The 24,836-nt window shown below is 35.1% G+C and carries 18 protein-coding genes, 5 tRNA genes and 1 pseudogene; 1 reads left to right on the top strand and 23 read right to left on the bottom strand.

Going from position 1 to position 24,836, the window contains the following annotated elements:
• A pseudogene (locus DZ60_RS24535) lies at window positions 1–2,228 on the bottom strand (hypothetical protein); the annotation flags it as partial.
• 545 nt (window positions 2,229–2,773) lie between these two features.
• Here DZ60_RS24535 and DZ60_RS0120895 point away from each other — a divergent pair.
• Complete coding sequence (locus DZ60_RS0120895; RefSeq protein ID WP_025743964.1) at window positions 2,774–4,360, top strand: peptide chain release factor 3; 1,587 nt, start codon at window positions 2,774–2,776, stop codon at window positions 4,358–4,360.
• A 119-nt stretch (window positions 4,361–4,479) separates the two neighbouring features.
• On the opposite strand, the gene DZ60_RS0120890 is transcribed toward DZ60_RS0120895, so the two are convergent.
• The 22 genes from DZ60_RS0120890 to DZ60_RS0120785 all read right to left on the bottom strand — a co-directional run bounded on the left by DZ60_RS0120890 (window position 4,480) and on the right by DZ60_RS0120785 (window position 24,776).
• On the bottom strand, window positions 4,480–4,800 hold the full coding sequence (locus DZ60_RS0120890) for a DUF962 domain-containing protein (RefSeq protein WP_025743963.1): 321 nt from the start codon (window positions 4,798–4,800) through the stop codon (window positions 4,480–4,482).
• 123 nt (window positions 4,801–4,923) lie between these two features.
• Window positions 4,924–5,238 carry a DUF3467 domain-containing protein gene (locus tag DZ60_RS0120885; protein WP_025743962.1) on the bottom strand — a complete coding sequence of 105 codons (315 nt, stop codon included), beginning with the start codon at window positions 5,236–5,238 and terminating at the stop codon, window positions 4,924–4,926.
• 49 nt (window positions 5,239–5,287) lie between these two features.
• Window positions 5,288–9,586 carry a DNA-directed RNA polymerase subunit beta' gene (gene rpoC / locus DZ60_RS0120880; protein WP_025743961.1) on the bottom strand — a complete coding sequence of 1,433 codons (4,299 nt, stop codon included), beginning with the start codon at window positions 9,584–9,586 and terminating at the stop codon, window positions 5,288–5,290.
• A 103-nt stretch (window positions 9,587–9,689) separates the two neighbouring features.
• Complete coding sequence (rpoB, locus tag DZ60_RS0120875; RefSeq protein WP_025743960.1) at window positions 9,690–13,499, bottom strand: DNA-directed RNA polymerase subunit beta; 3,810 nt, start codon at window positions 13,497–13,499, stop codon at window positions 9,690–9,692.
• Window positions 13,500–13,630: 131 nt separating this feature from the next.
• Window positions 13,631–14,005 (bottom strand): 50S ribosomal protein L7/L12, encoded by a 375-nt coding sequence (gene rplL, locus DZ60_RS0120870; protein WP_025743959.1) that lies wholly within the window; start codon window positions 14,003–14,005, stop codon window positions 13,631–13,633.
• A gap of 67 nt (window positions 14,006–14,072) precedes the next feature.
• Window positions 14,073–14,594, bottom strand: a complete 522-nt coding sequence (gene rplJ, locus DZ60_RS0120865; RefSeq protein WP_025743958.1) for a 50S ribosomal protein L10 — start codon at window positions 14,592–14,594, stop codon at window positions 14,073–14,075.
• Window positions 14,595–14,605: 11 nt separating this feature from the next.
• A complete protein-coding gene (rplA, locus tag DZ60_RS0120860) occupies window positions 14,606–15,304 on the bottom strand; it encodes a 50S ribosomal protein L1 (RefSeq protein ID WP_025743957.1) in 699 nt (232 codons plus the stop codon).
• An 18-nt stretch (window positions 15,305–15,322) separates the two neighbouring features.
• Window positions 15,323–15,760, bottom strand: a complete 438-nt coding sequence (gene rplK / locus DZ60_RS0120855) for a 50S ribosomal protein L11 (RefSeq protein ID WP_025743956.1) — start codon at window positions 15,758–15,760, stop codon at window positions 15,323–15,325.
• A 75-nt stretch (window positions 15,761–15,835) separates the two neighbouring features.
• A complete protein-coding gene (nusG, locus tag DZ60_RS0120850) occupies window positions 15,836–16,390 on the bottom strand; it encodes a transcription termination/antitermination protein NusG (RefSeq protein ID WP_025743955.1) in 555 nt (184 codons plus the stop codon).
• A gap of 11 nt (window positions 16,391–16,401) precedes the next feature.
• A complete protein-coding gene (gene secE, locus DZ60_RS0120845; protein WP_025743954.1) occupies window positions 16,402–16,599 on the bottom strand; it encodes a preprotein translocase subunit SecE in 198 nt (65 codons plus the stop codon).
• Window positions 16,600–16,814: 215 nt separating this feature from the next.
• A tRNA-Trp gene (locus tag DZ60_RS0120840) sits at window positions 16,815–16,887 on the bottom strand.
• A gap of 61 nt (window positions 16,888–16,948) precedes the next feature.
• Window positions 16,949–18,136, bottom strand: coding sequence for an elongation factor Tu (gene tuf, locus DZ60_RS0120835; RefSeq protein WP_025743953.1), 1,188 nt, complete (start codon window positions 18,134–18,136; stop codon window positions 16,949–16,951).
• Between the two features lie 57 nt (window positions 18,137–18,193).
• Window positions 18,194–18,265 (bottom strand) — tRNA-Thr (locus tag DZ60_RS0120830).
• A 224-nt stretch (window positions 18,266–18,489) separates the two neighbouring features.
• Window positions 18,490–18,562 (bottom strand) — tRNA-Gly (locus DZ60_RS0120825).
• Window positions 18,563–18,689: 127 nt separating this feature from the next.
• A tRNA-Tyr gene (locus DZ60_RS0120820) sits at window positions 18,690–18,771 on the bottom strand.
• Window positions 18,772–18,897: 126 nt separating this feature from the next.
• Window positions 18,898–18,971, bottom strand: a tRNA-Thr gene (locus DZ60_RS0120815).
• Between the two features lie 101 nt (window positions 18,972–19,072).
• Entirely contained in the window at window positions 19,073–19,375 is a 303-nt protein-coding gene (gene hpf / locus DZ60_RS0120810; protein WP_025743952.1) for a ribosome hibernation-promoting factor, HPF/YfiA family, read from the bottom strand.
• A gap of 66 nt (window positions 19,376–19,441) precedes the next feature.
• Complete coding sequence (locus DZ60_RS0120805; protein ID WP_025743951.1) at window positions 19,442–20,332, bottom strand: tyrosine-type recombinase/integrase; 891 nt, start codon at window positions 20,330–20,332, stop codon at window positions 19,442–19,444.
• A gap of 127 nt (window positions 20,333–20,459) precedes the next feature.
• Window positions 20,460–20,654, bottom strand: a complete 195-nt coding sequence (gene rpsU, locus DZ60_RS0120800) for a 30S ribosomal protein S21 (RefSeq protein WP_025743950.1) — start codon at window positions 20,652–20,654, stop codon at window positions 20,460–20,462.
• Between the two features lie 171 nt (window positions 20,655–20,825).
• On the bottom strand, window positions 20,826–21,992 hold the full coding sequence (locus DZ60_RS0120795; protein WP_025743949.1) for an acyl-CoA dehydrogenase family protein: 1,167 nt from the start codon (window positions 21,990–21,992) through the stop codon (window positions 20,826–20,828).
• 289 nt (window positions 21,993–22,281) lie between these two features.
• A complete protein-coding gene (locus DZ60_RS0120790) occupies window positions 22,282–23,157 on the bottom strand; it encodes a ComEA family DNA-binding protein (RefSeq protein WP_034230249.1) in 876 nt (291 codons plus the stop codon).
• 23 nt (window positions 23,158–23,180) lie between these two features.
• Entirely contained in the window at window positions 23,181–24,776 is a 1,596-nt protein-coding gene (locus tag DZ60_RS0120785; protein ID WP_025743947.1) for an alanine/glycine:cation symporter family protein, read from the bottom strand.
• Window positions 24,777–24,836 lie beyond the last annotated feature (60 nt).

Raw genomic sequence — 24,836 nt, 5'->3', positions numbered from 1 at the left:
CTAACTGTAGGTAAAGGATCTTCATTAGTAATCGTTCCTATTCCTTCTCCATCGGTAACCGCTAGCACGGTGTTTGTTGTATTGGTCTCTGCTCCGGTAATATTAACCTCAAAAGTCTCATCAGGCTCATGGGTCGTATCTTGCGTCGTACCAACGGTAATACTGCCGCTTGTATCTCCGGCATCAATGGTAATACTTAATGTAGCTGGCTCTATATAATCATCTGTCTCGATAGCTTCAACATCATCAACTGTAAAAGTAACGGTGATATCTTCGCTACTCGCATTGCTTAGGCTAACTGTAAAAACTAAATCATCTCCTTCATCTTCAGTATCATCATTAATACTAACCGTAGGGAAGGGAAATAAGAAACCATCACTCTCAGTAAAGGTATTTACTCCACTAATAGCGGTATGATCTGAATCATTGGTTCCTTCTGTTTGAGAATAACCCACAATAAAACTAGAATCATCTATATCGACATTTGTTGAACCAGGAGGCACTGATGCTGACCAACTTCCATTAGTACCAGAACTTATTGTTTGTGTATTTCCATTTACATCTGTGATCGTAATACCTACACTTGCGATACCTAATTCTACTACTTCTTGATTTCCGTTACCACTTGTATCTTCATACACTATACCACTTATGATCCCAGGATTAATACAAGACACAGCATCAGAACTTGCAATTGTAATTAACTGTCCAGTGGCACCAGAAGTGGCACCATTTGCAGGAAATTCTGTTAATGCCAAGGTCGAAGTTACTCCGTTATCTCCTCCATTAAGATTAACTGTTGGAGAACCAGATGATATTGCTACAAATCCAGCACCTCCTCCTCCTCCGGGTCCTTCTGTTTCGTTACCTGTTGCTAACTGATCTCCTCCTTTTCCTCCATTAACATTTAGTGTCAAAGAATTACTAATCGTTGGAGAACGCAGAATTATACTTCCACCGCCACCACCTCCTGGAGCGCCATCTGTATGATTTGGTTGTGTATCTAAACCATCAGCTCCATTAGCAGAAATAGTACCTGTTCCAATAATTGAATTGGACATTAAAAGAATAATCCCTCCTCCATTTCCGGCATCTTGACTAGCTCCACCATTATTATGGCCAGCTCCTCCTCCTCCTCCGAGAAAAATTCGATTTTGCTCGTTTGCAACTAGGGGTCTACCTCCTAATCCGCCTACGGGGTCTCGTTGATCTCCAGCCCATGAAGTAGTACTAGGACCAACCAGTAGTGCATCTCTATCACTTGCACTATAACTATATCCTCCTCTTCCTCCTCCAGAAGAATTCGTCAATGTATTTCCATTACTAATATAATCGGGATCTAATGTCCATGCCGAAGTACCTGTACATGTAGAACACATTACTCCAGCTCCATTAAACCATGTATTTCCATTACTACCGTTGGAGCCGCCACCGCCACCTGCATTATGGGAATTTCCACCACCTCCACCATTGGCTGCAGATCCTCTTCCATATCTACCTCCCAAAGCGTCATAATCAGTTTGATATCCAACAATACTCTCTCCACGTTCAGCTCCTTCATCTGCTAAACTAGACACAAAATCAGTATAAACTGTTGAAGGTGAAAAAACACTATTATTGTCAACAAGCCCACCTCTAAATCCTAATCCTGAGGCGTCAACTTCACCTTGTATATCTATATTATTTGCCTGAATTGCTACTACTCCTCCCACACGACTACCTGCAAAATCCATCCATGGTCCAGGAGTAACTGATGCACCAACATTTATAGTTAAATTATCATACTGCGGCACTTTGATAACCTGTGCCCTACCAGCAACGAAATAACTATTTGCAAGTTCGCAAGTAAGTGTTATGGTATTACTTGATATGCTTATCACATATCCTAATTCATACAAACCAGCGCTTCCATAATTAGTAACTTCGCCATAATTAACTGTATTAGAAGTATTAATTATTGCCCCTTGGGCTTGATAAATCATTATCAAGTCTCCAGCCGCAAGCCCACCTAAATCGACAGCAATATTATTAACTTCAATTGTCGACGAACCTGCTGCGGCATCAGAAGTAAGAGGAGTATACGTATTTAAAACTGTGTTTGCAGTTGTAACTGCAAGATCACCATCCTTACCTTTTTGTCCCGAAGCAACTTGATTAAACAAAATAATAAAGGCCATAAAAGATAGACATCTTTTTAGACCCACATAAATAGTGGTAATTTTTTTCATATGACAATTTTCAAAAATTCAATTTACGAGAGTACTCTTAGTATTCTTTCTCAATAAATAACCAATAAAAATCTAAAGACACCTACAACCTAGTGCCAAAAAACCTTATCTTAAGTGGGGGGAAACCATAAATTAATGGCCATAGCGAAAGTAATAAATAAAAATTCACTTATGAAATTAAAATCAATATACAGGGCTAATAATCGATACTTAACTATTATACTCGATGAAGTACACAAAATAGTAATAACATATTTACGTATGAAAACAAAAAAGTCTAAAAAAAACTTATAATTCCCCTTTTTTTCTAAATCTAATATCACATTAACACAACGTTATAGCAATTACATTATTAATAGACCAAATAATTTTTGAAATGAAGATTAGAAGGTTATTACACTGTATACCTTATTGAATATTTTAATACTATATTTGCATCTTCATTTAAATTAATGTCTTGAAATGGACCTATTTCCTGAATATTAGTAATGCCCTGAGGGTTCATCACAAGTACATCTTTCAGACAAAAAATTAAATCTAAACCAATGAAGTTTACAGAAGAAATCGGAAGAAGAAGAACCTTTGGTATTATTTCGCATCCTGATGCAGGTAAAACGACTTTAACCGAAAAATTACTGCTCTTTGGCGGGGCCATTCAAGAGGCTGGAGCTGTAAAATCTAATAAAATAAAAAAAGGAGCAACGAGTGATTTTATGGAAATTGAACGGCAACGTGGTATATCGGTTGCTACTTCTGTATTAGCTTTTGAATATGAAAATATCAAAATTAATATTCTCGATACTCCTGGACACAAGGATTTTGCCGAAGATACTTTTAGAACGCTAACAGCAGTAGATAGTGTTATTGTTGTTATTGACGTAGCAAAAGGTGTAGAGGAACAAACTGAAAAATTAGTTTCGGTTTGTCGTATGAGAAATATACCAATGATTGTTTTCATTAATAAATTAGATCGAGAAGGAAAAGATGCTTTCGAACTTCTCGATGAAATTGAACAAAAATTAGGTTTAAAAGTTACTCCTTTAAGTTTCCCTATTGGTATGGGTTACGATTTTAAAGGAATTTATAACATTTGGGAAAAAAACATCAACCTTTTTAGCGGAGATAGTAGAAAGAATATTGAAGAGACTATAGAAATATCAGACCTATCTTCTGAAGTTCTTAATACTTCGATAGGCGATGATGCTGCTGATACACTTCGGGAAGAGCTAGAACTTGTGCATGGCATCTATCCTAGTTTTGATAAAGAAGCTTATCGAAATGGTGAGTTACAGCCAGTATTTTTTGGATCTGCTTTAAACAATTTTGGAGTCAGGGAATTATTAGACTGTTTTATTACTATTGCACCTCCTCCTAGACCAAAGGAAAGTGATACGCGCTTAGTAAACCCTGAAGAAGAAGATTTTACCGGATTCGTGTTTAAAATTCATGCTAATATGGACCCCAAGCATAGAGATAGACTTGCGTTTATTAAGATAGTATCTGGAACTTTTGAAAGGAATGTACCCTATTTACATACTAGACACAATAAGAAATTTAAGTTCTCTAGCCCAAATGCTTTTTTTGCAGAAAGAAAGGAAATAGTAGATATTTCTTATCCAGGTGATATTGTGGGACTTCATGACACGGGTAACTTTAAAATAGGAGATACATTAACCAAAGGTGAAGTATTGCACTATAAAGGTATCCCTAGCTTTTCTCCAGAACATTTTAGGTATATAAACAATGCCGACCCTATGAAATCAAAACAGTTAGCAAAAGGGATCGATCAATTAATGGATGAAGGAGTAGCACAACTCTTTACCTTAGAAATGAACGGTCGAAAAGTTATTGGTACTGTAGGCGCACTACAATATGAAGTGATTCAATATCGATTAGAACATGAATACGGGGCAAAATGTACATACGAAAACCTAAACGTGCATAAAGCTTGCTGGGTGGCAACAGAAAATATAGATACCGAAGAATTTAAAGAATTCAAAAGAGTAAAAAGTAAATTCTTAGCAAAAGACAAAAGGAACCAATTAGTGTTTTTTGCTGATTCTTCTTTTAGCTTACAAATGACACAACAAAAATATCCTTCTATTCAATTCCACTTTACGTCAGAATTCTAAAAATTCTAATAAGAAAAGTTTAAAAAAGAACTTGCTTACTACTAATCATTACTAAAAGAAGAACCGATTGAGAATCTCAATCGGTTCTTTTAAAATTATTCGCTTAAACGACAATCTTTTTAATCTTTTGAACTATCAAAAGACCGTTTTCCCAAGAGTATTTCAAAAAATAATTTAAAGTCAGAAATCAAACTCCATAAAGGGTACTTAAAAGTAGCCGGTTTATTTTTCTCAAAAAATGCATGACCAACCCAAGCAAAACCATATCCAACAACTGGCACTAAAAACCATTTCCAACTCCAATTAAAATAAATAGCAATTGCAATTATAACAAACACTAAAAAAGTTCCTATAAAATGCAGTGTTCTACTAGTTTTATTTTTATGCTCTGTTAAATAAAAATTATAAAATTCGGCATATGTTTTAATTCGATCAGACATGGTATAATTCTTTTATCATCAAAAAGTTAATATAAGAAAAATATACGTTTTGATCAAACTATGGTTTCAAAATAAAATACGCCCAAATAGAAGAGAGTATAAGATTAAATTACAAGATTTTCTTTATGCCTGTCCTGTGGGACCAAAATTAAGAGGTATCGGTGGTTGTTCGTAATCCTTAATTTCTCCATGAGCTTCTTCAAAACGACTCACATTATCATTAAGTGCCTTCAACAACCTCTTCGCATGTTGTGGAGTTAAAATAATTCTACTCTTCACCTTACTTTTAGGTCTTCCCGGCATAATATTAACAAAATCTACTACAAATTCTGAAACTGAATGATTAATAATTGCTAGATTACTATAAATCCCATCTGCAATAGCTTCATCCAATTCAATATTCAACTGATTTTGTTTCTGATTTTTATTATCCGCCATTTTTATTTTTTAAATAAAAAAGCCTGCCTATATAGGCAGGCTTTTTTTGTTAGTTATAATTAACTTCTTGTCGTTGTTCCATTCGTTCCTCGAATTCTTCATTAGAGCCAACAATGATACTTTCGTAATTTCTCATCCCTGTTCCTGCCGGAATTCGATGTCCAACTATTACATTTTCTTTAAGACCTTCTAGTGTATCTACTTTACCACTAACCGCAGCTTCATTTAATACTTTCGTTGTCTCCTGGAAAGATGCAGCTGAGATGAATGATTTGGTTTGTAACGAAGCTCTTGTAATACCTTGCAGTATTGGAGTCGCTGTTGCAGGAGAAACGTCTCTTGCTACCACCAAATTCTTATCATTTCTTCTTAATGAAGAATTCTCATCTCTTAGATCTCGAGGAGAAATAATTTGACCTTCTTTAAGGTTTTCACTATCTCCTGAATCTTCTACCACCTTCATACCAAAGATCTCATCATTCTCTTCGATAAAATCTGCTTTATGCACTAATTGATTTTCTAAGAAAATTGTATCTCCCGGATCCTGAATTCTTACCTTACGCATCATCTGACGTACAACAACCTCGAAGTGTTTATCATTAATCTTTACTCCTTGTAATCGATATACTTCTTGTACTTCGTTTACCAAGTACTGTTGTACTGCTGAAGGGCCTTTGATTTTTAGGATATCTTCTGGAGTTGTAGATCCGTCTGATAATGGCATTCCTGCACGAACATAATCATTTTCCTGAACCAGAATCTGATTGGATAATTTAACAAGATATTTCTTGATTTCTCCTATTCTAGATTCGACAATTATTTCTCTATTACCACGCTTAATCTTACCAAATGATACAACACCGTCAATCTCACTTACCACAGCAGGATTAGATGGATTACGTGCTTCGAATAATTCAGTAACTCTAGGAAGACCCCCTGTAATATCACCTGCTTTGGCAGATTTACGAGGTATCTTAACCAATACTTTACCTACTTTAATCTTATCACTGTCATCAACCATTAGGTGAGCTCCAACTGGTAAGTTATAAGAACGTAAAATTTCATCATCCTTACCTAATACATGAAGTGTTGGTATTTTCTTTTTATCACGAGATTCAGATATCACTTTCTCCTGGAAACCAGTTTGTTCATCTATTTCTACCTGATACGTAGTACCTTGCTCTATATTTTCATATTTCACCTGACCAGCGAATTCTGAAATAATAACTCCATTATAAGGATCCCATTGACAAATAACCTGATCTGCTTCTAACTTATCACCGTCATTAATAAACAACTGAGAACCGTATGGGATTAAGTTTGTACTTAAAACAATTTTAGTTTTAGGGTCAATGATCTTGACCTCAGATGTACGAGAAATTACTACGTCTATCTCATTTCCTTCAGCATCTTCTCCTTTTACAGTCTTCAACTCTTCTATTTCCGCTTTACCTGCGAACTTAGACTTTAGCTGGTTTTCTTCAGAAATGTTACCTGCAATACCTCCTACGTGGAATGTACGTAGTGTAAGCTGTGTTCCTGGTTCTCCAATTGACTGCGCAGCAACAACTCCTACAGCCTCTCCTCTTTGAACTGTTTTACCAGTTGCAAGGTTACGACCATAACATTTTACACAAATTCCTTTCTTAGCCTCACATGTAAGAGCAGAGCGAACTTCTACTGACTCTACTGGTGAATTCTCTATGATTTTAGCTATTTCGTCTGTAATTTCTGTCCCTCCTTCTGCAAGTACTTCTTGCGTTAATGGGTTAATTACATCTACTAAAGACGTTCTACCAACAATTCTCGCGGCAAGTCCCTCTATAATCTCTTCATTTTTCTTCAATGGAGAAACTTCTACACCTCTAAGTGTACCACAATCTTCTATGTTAACAATTACATCCTGAGCAACATCTACCAAACGACGTGTTAGATATCCTGCATCTGCAGTCTTAAGTGCTGTATCCGCAAGACCTTTACGTGCACCGTGAGTAGAAATAAAGTATTCAAGAATAGATAAACCTTCTTTAAAGTTAGAAAGAATCGGATTCTCGATAATTTCACCTCCGGCAGAACTCGCTTTCTTTGGTTTTGCCATAAGACCTCGCATACCTGTCAACTGACGAATTTGCTCTTTTGATCCCCTTGCTCCAGAGTCAAGCATCATATATACAGAGTTAAACCCTTGCTGATCTTCTCTAATACGCTTCATTGACAATTCTGTCAAGGCAGCATTTGTAGAAGTCCAAATATCAATCACCTGATTATAACGCTCATTATTTGTAATAAGTCCCATGTTATAATTACCAACAATACCATCTACCTCTTTATTGGCCTCGGCAATCATAGTATGCTTCTCTTTCGGAATAATAATATCTCCCAAACTAAAAGACAACCCTCCTTGAAATGCAAAGTTATATCCTAATGTTTTAATCTCATCAAGGAATGCCGCTGTTTCAGGCACGCTAGTAACTTTCAAGATACCTCCAATAATATCTCTAAGAGATTTTTTGGTAAGTACTTCATTGATATATCCAGCTTTTTCTGGAACTTTCTCATTAAAAAGAACTCTTCCTGTAGTCGTTTCTATTATCTTAGTTACTACTTTTCCATCTTCAATATCTTTGGTACGGACCTTTATATTGGCATTAATGTCAAGTCTTTTTTCATTGTAAGCTATAACAACTTCTTCTGGAGAATAAAATATCAAATCTTCTCCTTTAATAATCAATTCTGGAGTAGATCTTCTTGACTTAGTCATATAATAAAGACCAAGTACCATATCCTGAGAAGGAACTGTTACCGGCGAACCATTTGCTGGATTAAGAATATTATGAGATGCAAGCATCAATAATTGCGCTTCTAAAATCGCTTCTGGTCCCAAAGGCAAGTGTACCGCCATTTGATCCCCATCAAAATCCGCATTAAATGCAGTACACACTAATGGATGCAATTGTATTGCTTTACCTTCAATAAGTTTAGGTTGAAAAGCTTGAATACCTAAACGGTGAAGCGTAGGTGCACGGTTTAGTAATACAGGATGTCCTTTTAAGACATTCTCTAAGATATCCCAAACAACAGGTTCTTTTCTATCTATAATTTTTTTGGCCGATTTAACAGTCTTTACAATACCTCTTTCTATCAATTTCCTGATTACAAATGGCTTGTATAGTTCAGCCGCCATATTTTTTGGAAGACCACATTCGAATAATTTCAATTCTGGTCCAACAACAATTACTGAACGTGCAGAATAATCAACACGCTTACCTAATAAGTTCTGACGAAAACGACCTTGCTTTCCTTTTAAAGAATCTGATAACGATTTTAAAGGTCTATTTGAGTCTGTTTTTACAGCAGATGCTTTACGCGTATTATCAAACAATGAATCTACAGATTCCTGAAGCATACGTTTTTCATTACGCAAAATTACTTCTGGCGCCTTTATTTCCATCAAACGTTTCAATCGATTGTTACGTATAATAACACGTCGATAAAGATCATTCAAATCAGATGTTGCAAAACGACCTCCATCAAGAGGTACTAAAGGACGTAATTCTGGCGGAATTACAGGTACTACTTTAAGCACCATCCACTCAGGATTATTTTCTCTATTCTTATTAGCATCACGCAAAGACTCTACTACTTGAAGACGCTTTAATGCTTCTGTCTTACGCTGCTTTGATGTTTCATTGTTTGCTTTATGACGAAGCTCATATGAAAGTGTATCTAAATCAATTCTTCTAAGAATTTCTATAAGACACTCTGCTCCCATTTTAGCAATGAACTTATTAGGATCTGTATCATCAAGATATAGATTTTCTTGAGGAAGACTATCTAATATATTCAAATACTCTTCTTCTGTAAGAAAATCCATTTTCTGTACAGGTTCTCCTTCTTCATTTTTTGCGATACCTGGTTGGATTACTACATAACGTTCGTAGTATATAATCATATCCAGCTTCTTTGAAGGAAGCCCTAATAAGTATCCTATTTTATTTGGTAAAGATCTGAAATACCATATATGAGCCACAGGAACAACTAAGTTAATGTGACCAACACGATCTCTACGTACTTTCTTTTCCGTTACTTCTACTCCACATCGATCACAAACAATACCTTTGTAACGAATTCTTTTATATTTACCACAAGCACATTCAAAATCCTTTACGGGACCAAAAATACGCTCACAGAACAAACCATCACGCTCAGGTTTGTGAGTACGATAATTGATAGTTTCAGGTTTTAAAACTTCTCCTTTAGATGCTGCCAAAATTGACTCAGGAGATGCTAAACCTATAGAGATTTTATTGAATCTCTTTACTGTATTCTTATCATTATTTCTTGCCATAATATATGGTTGCTTAAGAATTATTGTAATTTAATATTGAATAATAAAATGATATCAAACTGCCCTTTTACATATGTATTAAGGCAGTTTGATTACTCTATTATTATTCTTCTAATCTGATATCTAAACCTAAACCTTTCAATTCGTGCATTAATACATTGAATGATTCTGGTAGTCCAGGTTCTGGCATTGGCTCTCCTTTAACAATACTTTCGTATGTTTTGGCTCTTCCAATCACATCATCAGATTTTACCGTCAGTATTTCACGAAGTGTGGCAGAGGCTCCATATGCCTCTAATGCCCAAACTTCCATTTCTCCAAAACGCTGCCCTCCAAACTGAGCCTTACCTCCAAGTGGTTGTTGTGTAATTAGAGAGTATGGACCTATTGATCTAGCATGCATTTTATCATCAACCATATGCCCTAATTTAAGCATATAGATCACACCTACTGTTGCCGGCTGATCAAAACGATCTCCTGTTCCTCCATCATATAAGTATGTATGACCAAATCTAGGAATACCTGCTTCATCAGTAAGCTCGTTAATTTGATCAAGTGTTGCTCCATCAAAGATCGGAGTTGCAAACTTTCTACCTAGTTTTTGTCCAGCCCATCCTAATACGGTTTCATATATCTGACCAATATTCATACGAGATGGTACCCCTAATGGGTTCAGTACAATATCAACAGGTGTTCCGTCTTCTAAAAATGGCATATCCTCCTCACGTACAATACGGGCTACAATACCTTTATTTCCGTGACGTCCTGCCATTTTATCACCAACTTTTAGTTTACGTTTCTTAGCGATATAAACTTTTGCCAGTTTTATAATACCAGCTGGTAATTCATCTCCGACAGAAATTGTAAACTTCTCTCTTCGCAAGTTACCCTGTAAATCATTTTCCTTTATTTTGTAATTATGAATCAAATCAGCAACCATGCTGTTAAGCTCATCATCAGTAGTCCATACTCCTTTGGTAAGATGTGCATAATCATCAACACTATTAAGCATTTTTTGCGTATACTTTTTACCTTTAGGAAGAACTTCTTCGCCTAAATCATTCATAACTCCTTGCGAAGTTTTACCTCCAACAATTACAAATAACTTCTCTACCAATTCATTCTTTAATAATTCGAATTTGGTATCATACGAACGTTCTAAAATATCGATATCTTCTTTATCTTGAGAACGTTTTCTTTTATCCTTTATCGCTCGGGCAAATAATTTTTTATCAATAACAACCCCATGTAGAGATGGTGACGCTTTTAACGAAGCATCTTTAACATCCCCTGCCTTGTCACCAAAAATTGCTCTAAGTAACTTCTCCTCTGGAGTAGGATCACTCTCTCCTTTTGGAGTAATTTTTCCGATAAGAATGTCACCTGGTTTGATCTCAGCACCAACACGAATCATTCCGTTTTCATCAAGATCTTTGGTCGCCTCTTCAGAAACATTAGGAATATCATTTGTTAATTCCTCGTTCCCTAACTTGGTGTCCCTAACTTCTAAAGAATATTCATCAATATGTATAGAGGTAAAAATATCTTCACGCACTACTTTTTCAGAAATCACAATCGCATCCTCAAAGTTATACCCTTTCCAAGGCATAAATGCTACTTTCATATTTCTACCAAGAGCAAGTTCTCCTTTTTCGGTTGCATACCCTTGACATAAAACTTGACCTTTCTTTACTCTATCTCCTACATTTACAATAGGCTTCAGATTGATATTGGTACCTTGGTTTGTTTTACGAAACTTGATTAATTCATATGTTTTAGAATCTCCTTCAAAACTTACCATTCGCTCTTCATCCGTTCTATCATATTTGATAGTAATCTTTTGAGCATCTACATATTCTACCTCACCTGCTCCTTCAGAATTAATCAAAACTCTAGAGTCTGATGCTACCTGACGTTCTAATCCAGTACCTACAATTGGTGCATCTACACGTAACAATGGTACTGCCTGACGCATCATGTTTGATCCCATTAACGCACGGTTTGCATCATCATGTTCTAAGAAAGGAATCAATGATGCAGATATAGAAGCAATCTGATTTGGTGCAACATCCGCATAATTAACATTTGTTGGGTCAATTACAGGAAAATCTCCCTCCATACGGGCAATTACCTTGTCCGTAGTAATATTCCCTTCATCTGTCATAGGAATATTTGCCTGTGCAATCAATTTCTCTTCTTCTTCTTCTGCACTTAAATATCTAAACTCATCAACATCAACCTTTCCATCAGTTACCTTTCTATAAGGAGTCTCAAGGAATCCCATTGAATTTACTTTTGCAAAAACGGCAAGAGAAGATATCAAACCAATATTAGGACCTTCAGGAGTTTCAATTGGACACAAACGTCCGTAATGCGTATAGTGAACATCACGAACCTCAAATCCAGCTCTTTCTCTTGATAAACCTCCAGGACCTAATGCAGAAAGTCTTCTTTTATGAGTTATCTCTGCCAAAGGATTCGTTTGATCCATAAATTGAGATAATTGATTTGTCCCAAAAAATGAATTAATTACCGATGACAATGTTTTTGCATTAATCAAATCTATTGGTGTAAATACCTCATTATCTCTAACATTCATACGTTCACGTATTGTACGTGCCATACGAGCTAAACCAACACCAAATTGCTGTGATAATTGCTCCCCTACGGTTCTAACTCTACGATTAGATAAGTGATCAATATCATCAATTTCGGCCTTAGAATTGATTAATTCTATAAGATATTTTATAATAGTAATGATATCCTCTTTGGTAAGCACTTGCTTATCCATAGCAATATCAAGACCTAACTTCTTATTCATTCTATAACGCCCAACCTCACCTAGGTTGTAGCGCTGATCAGAGAAAAATAGTTTATCTATAATTCCTCTTGCAGTTTCTTCATCTGGCGGTTCTGCATTACGTAATTGTCTATATATATGCTCTACTGCTTCTTTCTCGGAATTCGTAGGGTCTTTCTGTAATGTATTGTGAATAATTGCATAATCACCTTTCTGGTTATCTTCTTTATGCAATAAGATAGTTTTTGCTCCTGAATCTATAATCTCATCAAGATGATCTTTATCTAAAATAGTGTCTCGATCTAAAACTATCTCGTTTCTTTCTATCGATACTACCTCTCCAGTATCTTCATCAACAAAATCTTCATGCCATGTATTCAATACACGAGCTGCCAATTTACGTCCTAGTACTTTTTTCAATCCTGATTTTGATACTTTCACCTCTTCTGCAAGATCAAAAATCTCAAGAATATCTTTATCGCGTTCAAAACCGATTGCTCTAAAAAGTGTAGTAACAGGTAATTTTTTCTTTCTATCGATATATGCGTACATTACACTATTTATATCGGTAGCAAATTCTATCCAAGAACCTTTAAAAGGTATTACTCTTGCAGAATATAATTTTGTTCCATTTGCATGGAATGACTGTCCAAAGAATACCCCTGGAGAACGGTGCAATTGAGAAACTACTACACGTTCTGCACCATTGATACAAAAAGTACCACTTGGCGTCATATAAGGGATTGTTCCCAAGTATACATCCTGAACAATTGTTTCAAAATCCTCATGTTCTGGATCTGTACAGAAGAGTTTAAGTCGTGCTTTTAATGGGACACTATATGTAAGACCTCTTTCTATACACTCCTGAAGGTCATATCTAGGAGGATCAACGAAATAATCTAAAAATTCTAATACAAATTGATTACGAGTATCTGTAATCGGGAAATTTTCCATGAAGGTATTATATAGACCTTCGTTTCCTCTTTCTTCAGATTTTGTTTCTAATTGAAAGAAATCCTGGAAAGACTTAATCTGAATATCTAAAAAATCCGGATAATCAGGTCTATTCTTTACAGAAGAAAAATTCAATCTTTCAGTTTGCGTTGCTAACATCAATGGACGGAATTAAATTAAAATTTAAAAAAGGGTTCGTATTTTAATACATAGTATTTATATACGCAAAATGGTTTAGACCTTAGAGAAAATTCCCTAGGTCTAAACCTATATGTCAATATACGGTAAGCTTATTTAAGCTCAACCTCAGCTCCAGCCTCTTCTAATTGAGCTTTAAGAGCTTCTGCTTCATCTTTAGCTACTCCTTCTTTGATAGGACTAGGTGCATTATCAACTAAACCTTTTGCATCTTTAAGACCAAGTCCAGTTAATTCTTTAACAAGTTTTACTACTGCTAATTTAGCACCTCCTGGCGCTTTAAGGATTACGTCAAATTCTGATTTCTCCTCAGCAGCTTCTCCACCACCAGCACCACCAGCAGCTACAGCTACAGCTGCAGCAGCAGGTTCGATACCATACTCATCTTTTAATATATCAGCTAATTCATTAACTTCTTTTACAGTTAAATTAACTAGTTGTTCTGCGAATTCTTTTAAATCTGCCATTTTCTATCGTTTTAAATAATTTTTTTTTGAAATATAATTTGTTAAAAAGTGCGTACACATTTATTAATTACCCTTCTTTTTCGGATAATGTTTTAAGGATTCCTGCTATCGTTCCTCCACTTGATTTAAGTGCAGAAATAACATTTTTAGCAGGAGACTGTAATAAGCCGATAATATCTCCAATAACTTCTTCCTTAGACTTAATATTAACTAAAGCCTCAAGGTTTTCATCACCTACAAATACCGCTTCTTCTACAAATGCTCCTTTTAATAAAGGTTTTTCTGATTTCTTACGAAACTCTTTGATCACCTTTGCCGGTGCATTACCAGCTTCAGCAAACATTATTGAAGTATTACCTTTCAATACATTTGGTAAATCTCCAAAATCTTTATCAGACTTCTCCATTGCCTTTGCAAGGAGTGTATTCTTAACTACTTTTAGTGATACATTAGCTTTGAAACAAGCTCTTCTCAAATTTGAGGTTGTTCCTGCGTCTAATCCTGAGATATCTGCCAAATAGATATTAGCATTATCAGCCAACTGAGCAGTTAAGTCATCAATTACTAGTGATTTTTCTTCTCTTGTCATAATCGTTTATCTTAATTACTCACAAAGTTTTTAGTATCTATCTCTACTCCCGGACTCATAGTTGATGATATATAAATAGATTTTATATACACACCTTTAGCAGTCTGTGGTTTTAACTTCACTAATGTTGTTAATAATTCTTTTGCATTACCCGCTAGCTTATCAGCATCAAAAGAAGACTTCCCAATTGCTGCATGAACAATTCCTGTCTTATCTACTTTGAAATCAATTTTACCAGCCTTAACATCAGAAACAGCCTTAGCAACATCCATAGTTACTGTTCCTGTTTTTGGGTTAGGCATTAATCCTCTAGGTCCAAGAACTCTACCTAATGGTCCTAATTTACCCATTACACTTGGCATAGTGATGATTACATCAACATCTGTCCAACCTCCTTTGATCTTTTCAAGATACTCATCAAGACCTACAAAGTCTGCACCAGCTTCTTTTGCCTCAGCTTCTTTGTCTGGTGTTACCAATGCTAATACTTTAACATCTTTTCCTGTTCCGTGCGGTAATGTTACCACACCACGTACCATCTGATTTGCTTTTCGTGGATCTACATTTAATCTAACTGCCAGATCTACAGAAGCATCAAAATTAACGCTTGTTATTTCTTTTATTAAAGCAGAGGCTTCATCTAATGAATACGCTTTGTTTTTATCAACCTTAGCGATTGCCTCTTTTTGCTTTTTAGTTACTTTTGCCATTTTGTAAACGTTTTTGGATTAAAAAGGAGCCTGTCCTTTTACAGTTACACCCATCGAACGAGCGGTACCAGCAATCATTTTCATAGCAGACTCAACAGTAAATGCATTTAAATCAGGCATTTTATCTTCTGCTATTGTACGAACTTGATCCCAAGTAACACTTGCTACTTTTTTACGATTAGGCTCTCCAGAACCTTTTTTCTGCTTTGCTGCTTCCAAAATTTGAACAGCCGCTGGTGGAGTTTTTATAACAAAGTCAAAAGACTTGTCTACATAAACGCTTATTACAACTGGTAAAACTTTACCAGCCTTATCCTGTGTTCTAGCATTGAACTGCTTACAGAATTCCATTATGTTTACTCCGGCAGCACCTAAAGCAGGTCCAACTGGTGGGGACGGGTTTGCCGCACCTCCACGTACTTGTAATTTTACAACCTTACCTATCTCTTTAGCCATTTTTCTAATTTTAAATTAGAATTGTTCTATAAGTGGAAGCAAAAGAACAACTCTGGATCTATAACGTAACAATTATTATATTTTTTCAACTTGCATATAACTCAATTCTAACGGTGTTTTTCTTCCAAAGATTTTCACCATTACTTCGAGCTTACGCTTTTCTTCATTTACTTTTTCTACAGTACCATTAAAACCATTAAAAGGTCCATCAATCACTTTTACGGTCTCACCTACTGTGTATGGTATCGCCACATTATCAGTCTTCACTGCAAGTTCATCTACCTTACCTAACATTCTATTAATTTCAGATTTACGCAAAGGCACTGGATCTCCTCCTTTAACCTCTCCTAAAAATCCAATCACACCATTAATCGACTTAATAATATGCGGCACTTCTCCTGAAAGATTTGCCTCTATCATAACATAACCAGGAAAGTAAACTCTTTCCTTGTTAATCTTTTTTCCGTTTCGTATCTGAATCACTTTTTCAGTAGGAACAAGTATTTGAGAAACATAATCTTCAAGACCTACATGAGAAATCTCTCTTTCTATGTAATCTTTAACTTTATTCTCTTGACCACTGACCGCTCTAACAACGTACCATTTTTTCGTATTATCTACTTCTGCCATATTTAATAGAATTATGATTTAACCAAAGTAAAATAATACTCTATCAAATTACTAAATACGGTATCTATACCCCATATTACTAATGAAAAAATAACCGAAAATACGATTACAACCAACGTAAGCCTTTGTGCCTCTGCCCATGGGGTCCAAGTCACATGATTCTTCAACTCATTGTATGATTCCGTAATGTAATTAACTAGTCCAGCCATCTTATATATTATTAAAACAAAATAAAACCTCGTCTTACTTCGTTATTATATTAGTATTCTTTACAACATCATGCACTAAAGAAATTAGATCTTTGAGCGCCTTGCATATTCATTATCAATTTTCAAAAATTATTTCAACAATTTCTGACTTGATATTCTCTAATGAAAAATTGCAAACATTGCTATTTAAAACAAAGATTTACAATCTTACAAAGCACGGGTTGAGAGACTCGAACTCCCGACACCTGGTTTTGGAGACCAGTGCTCTACCAACTGAGCTAAACCCGTATACATAAGTCAAGGTATTCGCATGAACGAATACCTTAACTTTAGTTATTATAATAGAATATTAGTCTAAAATTTCAGTTACCTGACCGGCACCTACTGTTCTTCCTCCTTCACGGATTGCGAAACGTAAACCAACATTTAATGCAATAGTTTGAATCAAATCAACAGTAATTGTCAAGTTATCTCCAGGCATTACCATTTCAACTCCATCAGGAAGTGCAATATTTCCTGTTACGTCAGTTGTACGAACGTAGAACTGTGGACGGTAGTTGTTATGAAATGGTGTATGACGACCACCTTCTTCTTTCTTAAGGATATACACCTCAGCCTTGAATTTTTGGTGAGGAGTAACAGTTCCTGGCTTAACAATAACCATACCTCTAGAGATTTGAGTTTTCTCAATACCTCTTAAAAGAATACCTGCATTATCTCCAGCTTCTCCTCTATCAAGGATTTGACGGAACATTTCGATACCTGTTATTGTAGAAGTTAATTTTTCAGCACCCATACCAATAATCTCTACTGGATCACCAGTGTTAGCAATTCCAGTCTCAATACGACCAGTTGCAACAGTACCACGACCTGTAATAGAAAATACATCTTCGATAGGCATTAAGAAAGGCTTATCAACATCACGCTTAGGCAATTCGATCCAAGCATCTACTTCCTTCATTAATTCTAAAACAGTATCAACCCATTTTTGCTCTCCATTTAATGCACCTAGAGCAGAACCAGCAACAACAGGTCCATTATCTCCATCATACTCATAGAAAGAAAGAAGATCTCTTACTTCCATCTCAACAAGCTCTAATAACTCCTCATCATCAACCATATCCACTTTATTAAGGAATACAACGATTCTAGGAATACCAACCTGACGACCTAAAAGTATATGCTCTCTAGTTTGTGGCATAGGACCATCAGTAGCAGCAACAACCAAAATAGCACCATCCATTTGAGCAGCACCAGTAACCATGTTCTTTACATAATCGGCGTGACCAGGACAATCAACGTGTGCATAGTGACGATTTGCTGTTTGATACTCTACGTGAGACGTATTAATTGTAATACCTCTTTCTTTTTCCTCAGGAGCGTTATCAATAGTATCAAAATCTCTAGCCTCAGAAAGACCAGCATCTGCCAATACTTTAGTAATTGCAGCAGTTAAAGTCGTTTTACCGTGATCTACGTGTCCAATAGTACCTATATTTAAGTGCGGTTTGGAACGATCAAAAGTTTCCTTTGCCATAATTATTTTATTTAATCTTAGTTATATATTAGTGTTCAATTTATGCTTTGCACTAAGAGCCAATGACGAGATTTGAACTCGTGACCTCTTCCTTACCAAGGAAACGCTCTACCCCTGAGCTACACCGGCTTTTTAAATCACTCAATGATAAACCAGAGAACTTTCATCAATACTTAGAAAGAAATCTAACTTACCATATTACATCTAAAAACCTAATCCCAAAAATTAGAGATCAGCTCTACAATAGAACGAGAGCTAAATTAACTCTGTTCACCTCAGGCTTCTCATCCTGATTCTCTTCACCATTTTATAAAAACCTACTAAGAAATTAATAAATAGCAAGAGAATTTAAGAGCGGGAGACCGGGTTCGAACCGGCGACATTCAGCTTGGAAGGCTGACGCTCTACCAACTGAGCTACTCCCGCTTTTATTCAAAATTTACAAGAAACTAAGAATTAGGTTTTACTTTAGAAAAGCCAAAAAAAATTTCTAACAATCCTAAATTTATGTCAAAAAAAACAGCAAATATATTGCTGTTTCTTGACAGTATTGTGGGGAGAGCAGGATTCGAACCTGCGAAGACGTAGTCAGCAGATTTACAGTCTGCCCTCGTTGGCCGCTTGAGTATCTCCCCTATTACCAAATTCAATATTTTTTAAAGAACTTTTAATTTTTGACTGCGCAAAAGTAATAATTTATTTTACAATTCAAAATTTAAATAACAAAGCTTTATTTTTTTTACAAAAGGAGCTTTATTTTGAGCCGATGGAGGGACTCGAACCCACGACCTGCTGATTACAAATCAGCTGCTCTAGCCAGCTGAGCTACATCGGCTTTTTATTACTTTTTACAGCATAAAAAAGTCCGCTATTTCTAACGGACTGCAAAGGTATATAATTTATTCTTTTCTCCAAATGTTTTTTGAAAAAAAAACATCAAACACGCGCATTTAATTTCTCTTTACGCTTCCTTAATTGTCTTTCTAGTGAACTAACACACTCGTCCACACCTTCTTCAAAAGATTTATTGATTTTTTTTATCATAAATTCATCACCAGGCACACTTAATAAAATTTCAGTAATTTTATTCTCCTTACCACTTGTATTCATCACTTTCAAAAAAACATCAGCGTGAATTATTCTATCAAAATGAGTTTCTAATTTATCCAATTTAGCTTGTGTAAAATACACTAACTTTTGATCTACATTAAAATTTACGGATTGCAGGTTCACTTTCATACTTCTTTAGATTAATTTGGTTAAACAGAAATTTTAAGCCATAAAAGTCAAAAGTCATTAACACCATCACTTCTTATTTCTAGGATGAGACTGTTTATACACCTCTGTGAGTTGATTCATATCGAGATGTGTATACACTTGGGTGGCAGCCAAACTGGAATGACCTAGTAATTCTTTTACAGCATTTAAGTTCGCTCCTTCATTTAGCAAATGTGTTGCAAAAGAATGCCTTAAAATATGCGGACTCTTTTTTACTTTTGAAGATGCCTCACTAAAATAACTATTTATAACCCGATAAACAAGCGTTTCATAGATTTTAACTCCTTTTTTAGTAAGCAATAAAAATAAATCTTCACGATCGCCCAACAAATCCTTTCTCCTCTCTAAATACAAGCTAACCGCTTTACCAACAGAAGACAAAAGTGGCAAGTATCGTTCTTTATTTCGTTTCCCGAGTACTTTTATCTGCCCTTTCTGCAAATCAATATCCGAAAGCTTAAGATTTACCAATTCTATTCTTCTTATCCCTGTTGCATAAAAAAGCTCTACTATTAACCGATCTCTTACACTTTCGAAATCATGCTTATCCAAAAGCCCATCTAAAACATCATTAACCTCCTTTACCGAGAAAGGAACCTGAAGTTTCTTAGTCACTTTTAATGCCTGATGCTTTGATAATGGATTTATTTCTAATTCACCTATTTTAATCAAAAACTTATAATAAGCTTTTAAAGATGATACTTTCCTATTTATGGTTCGATTCGAAACCCCCTCATCAACCAATCTTACAATCCACGAACGGATTTGACCATAATTGGTATCTAAAAGATTTTCTACACCATATTCTTTTTTATAAAACTGAAAAAAAGATTCTAGATCTGCATTATATGCTATGAGTGTATGCTGAGAATATTTTTTTTCAAGAAGTAAATAATCTAGAAATGCAGGAATAAACATAAAAAAACCGTTAAGAAACAAAAATATAAAACTTTTGTTAGCTTAACGGTTAAAATTTATACTGAAAAAACGGAATCTGGCTTTTATTTAAAAAAGCAACTTATAAAAGATGACGTTTTATTTATTTTTAAATTTCTTCTTGATCTCTTAAGTGCTGTATATACTGCGCTTTTTGAACCTGAGCTCTTCTTTCTACAGAAGGTTTTGTAAACGCTTGACGCTTACGAAGTTGACGCATAGTTCCTGTTCGATCAAACTTACGCTTAAAACGTTTTAACGCTCTATCTATATTTTCTCCGTCTTTAACTGGTATAATTAACATAGTGGTACCTCCTTTCTTTAAAAATTAGGGTGCAAAGATAACACAAAACTATAATCTACAAAGATTTTTCAACTTTATTTTAAAGAAAAACACACCTTCTTTAGCTCATCATTTTTTGTTGACTCTGTGACAATAAAAAATAACACCCAAAATCACTTATCTCGTCTTGATTTATGTTGCAGGTTTATACTCTTTTTTATCAATAACGATTTTTGCTATTATCTCTCTTAATATTTCTGAGGTACCTCCACCTATAGGTCCTAATCTACTATCTCGTAACAATCGAGCTAACGGATAATCTTCCATATAACCATAGCCTCCCATTAATTGAAGACATTTATAAATAACCTCATCTGCCATTTTGGTAGAAAGAAGTTTAGACATCGATGCTTCTTTAACTACATATTGTCCTTGATCAAGCCTTTTGGTAATAGAATAATTAAATTCTTTACACATTTCGACTTCACTAGCCATATCAGCAACGGTATGTCTTAAAGCTTGAAAACTGTCAATAGTTTTACCAAAAGCTTCTCTTTCGGACATGTAATTCAACACATAATCAAGAGCATACTCAGCTCTTGCATGTGCGTTTACCCCCATAATTAATCTTTCTAGAGCAAAGTGCTGCATGATATAACCAAAACCTTTTCCTTCATCTCCCATTATATTCTGGGCGGGTATCTTTACATTATCAAAAGCGATCTCTCCTGTATCAGAAGCCCTCCACCCCAATTTGTCTAATTTGGTTGCCGAGACACCTTCGGTCTCTCTATCTATCACAAAGATACTTATACCTTTATTTCCTAATTCGGGAGTTGTCTTAGCTGCAACAACGAGATAATCACTATAAACCCCATTTGTAATAAATGTTTTAGAACCATTAATTACATAAAAATCCCCTTTTTTTACTGCTGTTGTTCTCATGCCAGCAACATCAGAACCTCCAAATGGTTCTGTTATACACAAACATCCTATTTTATCTCCTGTTATGCTTGGGGTTAGATATTCTTCTTTAATTCTATGATCCCCTTCTTTATTGATATGCGTCATTGCCAAGTACACATGAGCCCATATTGCCGCTGCAAATCCTCCCGAATTAATCTTTTGCAACTCTTCTAAAAGTATTACCGTATAAAAAAGATCTAACTCTAATCCTCCATATTTTTCAGAATAAGCAATCCCAAAATACCCCATTTCGCCAAATTTCTTCCATATAAAACGGTCAATATCACCAGACTTTTCCCATTTATCTATATGTGGCACTACTTCTTTCTTTAAAAACTCTTTGAGGCTTTGTCTAAACAACACGTGCTCTTCTGTAAAATACATGGTATTCATATATATAATAGTATTAACTTTTTTGAGTCCACCCTTTTCTTATTCCATATTACTTAGCCCTTAAATCCCCTTCTATAATAGAAAGTCAATGCTACAACACAAACAATTAGGGTATTTTCTCTTTTCTAAAAAATTAAAAAATGTTCTAAGCAAAATTTGTACAAGAATTCAGATATACTGTTAGGCTTTGAATTGCACTTTTTTACTTCATAAAAGAATATTACAAACAGCGTATATCTTGTACTAAGTATAAAAGATATGTCAGAATTCACAGCAATTTTTCCGATTCTTAATCTAAGGTCAAATATAGCTTTATTCTCTCTATTTTTTCAAAAGAAAAACTTTTGATTTGTTCTAATTCCTGAAAGTTCGAAACAGGGCCATGTTCTTTAATAAAATCCCGAATATCTAAGGAAGTTTCAAAATCGAAATAAGGAACTTCTAGCAGCTCTTTTACAGAAGCTGTATTAATAGGCACAAGCGAGATTTCTTTTGGTTTTTTGACTGTATAATTTGATAAAATCACATCTTCTTTATTCTCATACAAGCCGCGTACATCTTTTAATTGCAAATCACTAACAAACCCACCTATCGACTCCCTATAACTAACAACTCTATGAGCTATAAAGTCAGGGATACCTGCATCCGCTTGAAGCTCATGCGCAGTAACTGTATTGAGGTCTTTTTTTTGTCTAAATGACTTTTTTGAATATTTTTTCTTCGTGTTTTTTTGTATCTCATTATTTTCTTTTATCCACTTCGGAAATCTAAATAATGGAGAAATAATAACCAAAAGGGAATCTGAAACCTGTGTCACCTCCTTAAAATCTGAGCTTGAATTAATCCATTTCTGCTTTCTTCTGTACTCACGTAGTCGATCTAGCTCCTCAACAGAAAGCCCTAAAACATACCCTTTATAATCAGAAATAAAATTAGGGTTAAACGGAGACAATTTATGATCCTCTTTATTCTCAGTTGTAAGAGCTTTTAGAGAATCTATCTGTTGTTGAAACCTAGTTAATTCTACAAAATCATTGGGTGAATTTATGGACTTATGGTGGTAATAATAAGTAAGACTTGATATAAGAAGTACTATTGACAATAAAAAAATCCCATTTCGAAAACGTGCATGTATTTCGAAATGGGATTCCTTATTTATTTTCATAAGATATCAGATAACCAATTACCTTAACTCTTTGCTGATTTGATTGCGCTAAGATACCTGTTAAGCTGTTTTTTAACCACCGGAAATAAGAAGAAAAGACCTATCATATTAGGGAATATCATAGCAAAGATCATTGCATCAGAGAAACTCCATATAGACCCCATATTTGCCGCCGCACCTATTATAATAAATGTTAGAAACAATAGCTTATAAGTAAGATCCATTGCCTTTCCTTTACCAAACAAATATTTCCAAGATTGAAGTCCATAATATGACCATGATATCATTGTTGAAACCGCAAACAATACTACTGCTATGGTTAAAAATACGTTTGAATATGGAATATACTTTGCAAAGGCCATTGAGGTAATTCCTGCACCTTCATAAGACACTCCATCAATTAAAACTGCTCCTGATCCATCACCTCCATATTCAAAAGCTCCTCCAAAATTAAATATTATAATCACTAGTGCCGTCATTGTACAAATAACTACTGTATCAATAAAAGGCTCTAATAATGCAACCAATCCTTCTGACGCAGAATACTTTGTTTTTACTGCCGAATGTGCAATAGATGCAGAACCCGCTCCTGCTTCATTAGAAAAACATGCCCTTTTAAAACCGATTAACAAAACTCCAAAAAAGCCTCCTATTCCTGCTTTCATACTAAATGCCTCAGAGAAAATTAATCCAAACGCATTATCTATTAGAGAAAAGTTACTTAGAATAATGTATAAACATGCCACCAAATATAATACTGCCATAAAGGGAACCACTTTTTCGGTTACAGAAGCAATTCTTTTAATTCCTCCAATAATTATAATCCCTACAGTTATAGCTAATACTAAACCAATGATTGTTCCTGCACTTGTGCTTTCTAAGCCTAATAATTCTTTGAGAACAATTGTAGCTTGATTCGATTGTGCGGCGTTTCCACCACCAAATGATCCTCCAATACAGAAAATTGCGAACAAGGCAGCGGCTATTTTTCCTAAAGTAACAAAGCCTTTATCCTTTAACCCTTTACTTATATAATACATAGGGCCACCATAGATTGTGCCATCTGCTCCTACGTCTCTATATTGTACTCCCAGTGTACATTCTACAAATTTGGTAGACATCCCCAATAAACCGCAAATAATCATCCAAAAAGTTGCTCCTGGTCCTCCAAGTGCTATAGCCAATGCGACTCCTGCAATATTTCCGTTACCAACGGTACCAGAAACCGCAGTTGCCAAGGCCTGAAAATGTGAAACTTCTCCTTCTTTACTTTCGTCTCTAATGGTATCTCGAATATCACCGTCGACTGCAGCTGTTTGATCTCCTAAGCTATGCTCTTCTATGTCATCATATTTTCCTCTTACTACATTTACTGCAGTCTTAAATCCTTTGATATTGATAAAACCAAAATAAATAGTAAAAAACAAGGCACTTAAGACCAACAACACAAGTACAAAAGGAATATCAAAAACTGTAAAAAATATTACTGCAGAGAAAAAATCAGAAATTGGCTTGAAAGCCTCATCGATTTTTTGATCTAAACCTTTTTCTATTGTTTCTTGTGCAAAAGTAAATATTGGGGTAAATAGTACTAAAAATAAAAGAAGAAATCTCTTCATAATGTTGTGAGTTAATTAAATTGAGTTATGTTAACAAGCTAGCAAGATGCTAAAAAAAAA

The organism is Aquimarina pacifica, assembly GCF_000520955.1.
GTDB classification, from domain to species: Bacteria; Bacteroidota; Bacteroidia; order Flavobacteriales; family Flavobacteriaceae; genus Aquimarina; species Aquimarina pacifica.
Note: the sequence above shows the minus strand (reverse complement) of the source record. Positions and strands in the feature narration are given on the sequence as shown.

Coding starts and splice junctions, on each gene's coding strand:
- DZ60_RS0120895 (WP_025743964.1), top strand. CDS start 2,774: ATGAAGTTTACAGAAGAAATCGGAAGAAGAAGAACCTTTGGTATTATT.
- DZ60_RS0120890 (WP_025743963.1), bottom strand. CDS start 4,800: ATGTCTGATCGAATTAAAACATATGCCGAATTTTATAATTTTTATTTA.
- DZ60_RS0120885 (WP_025743962.1), bottom strand. CDS start 5,238: ATGGCGGATAATAAAAATCAGAAACAAAATCAGTTGAATATTGAATTG.
- rpoC (WP_025743961.1), bottom strand. CDS start 9,586: ATGGCAAGAAATAATGATAAGAATACAGTAAAGAGATTCAATAAAATC.
- rpoB (WP_025743960.1), bottom strand. CDS start 13,499: ATGTTAGCAACGCAAACTGAAAGATTGAATTTTTCTTCTGTAAAGAAT.
- rplL (WP_025743959.1), bottom strand. CDS start 14,005: ATGGCAGATTTAAAAGAATTCGCAGAACAACTAGTTAATTTAACTGTA.
- rplJ (WP_025743958.1), bottom strand. CDS start 14,594: ATGACAAGAGAAGAAAAATCACTAGTAATTGATGACTTAACTGCTCAG.
- rplA (WP_025743957.1), bottom strand. CDS start 15,304: ATGGCAAAAGTAACTAAAAAGCAAAAAGAGGCAATCGCTAAGGTTGAT.
- rplK (WP_025743956.1), bottom strand. CDS start 15,760: ATGGCTAAAGAGATAGGTAAGGTTGTAAAATTACAAGTACGTGGAGGT.
- nusG (WP_025743955.1), bottom strand. CDS start 16,390: ATGGCAGAAGTAGATAATACGAAAAAATGGTACGTTGTTAGAGCGGTC.
- secE (WP_025743954.1), bottom strand. CDS start 16,599: ATGGCTGGACTAGTTAATTACATTACGGAATCATACAATGAGTTGAAG.
- tuf (WP_025743953.1), bottom strand. CDS start 18,136: ATGGCAAAGGAAACTTTTGATCGTTCCAAACCGCACTTAAATATAGGT.
- hpf (WP_025743952.1), bottom strand. CDS start 19,375: ATGAAAGTGAACCTGCAATCCGTAAATTTTAATGTAGATCAAAAGTTA.
- DZ60_RS0120805 (WP_025743951.1), bottom strand. CDS start 20,332: ATGTTTATTCCTGCATTTCTAGATTATTTACTTCTTGAAAAAAAATAT.
- rpsU (WP_025743950.1), bottom strand. CDS start 20,654: ATGTTAATTATACCAGTTAAAGACGGAGAAAATATAGATAGAGCGTTA.
- DZ60_RS0120795 (WP_025743949.1), bottom strand. CDS start 21,992: ATGAATACCATGTATTTTACAGAAGAGCACGTGTTGTTTAGACAAAGC.
- DZ60_RS0120790 (WP_034230249.1), bottom strand. CDS start 23,157: ATGAAAATAAATAAGGAATCCCATTTCGAAATACATGCACGTTTTCGA.
- DZ60_RS0120785 (WP_025743947.1), bottom strand. CDS start 24,776: ATGAAGAGATTTCTTCTTTTATTTTTAGTACTATTTACCCCAATATTT.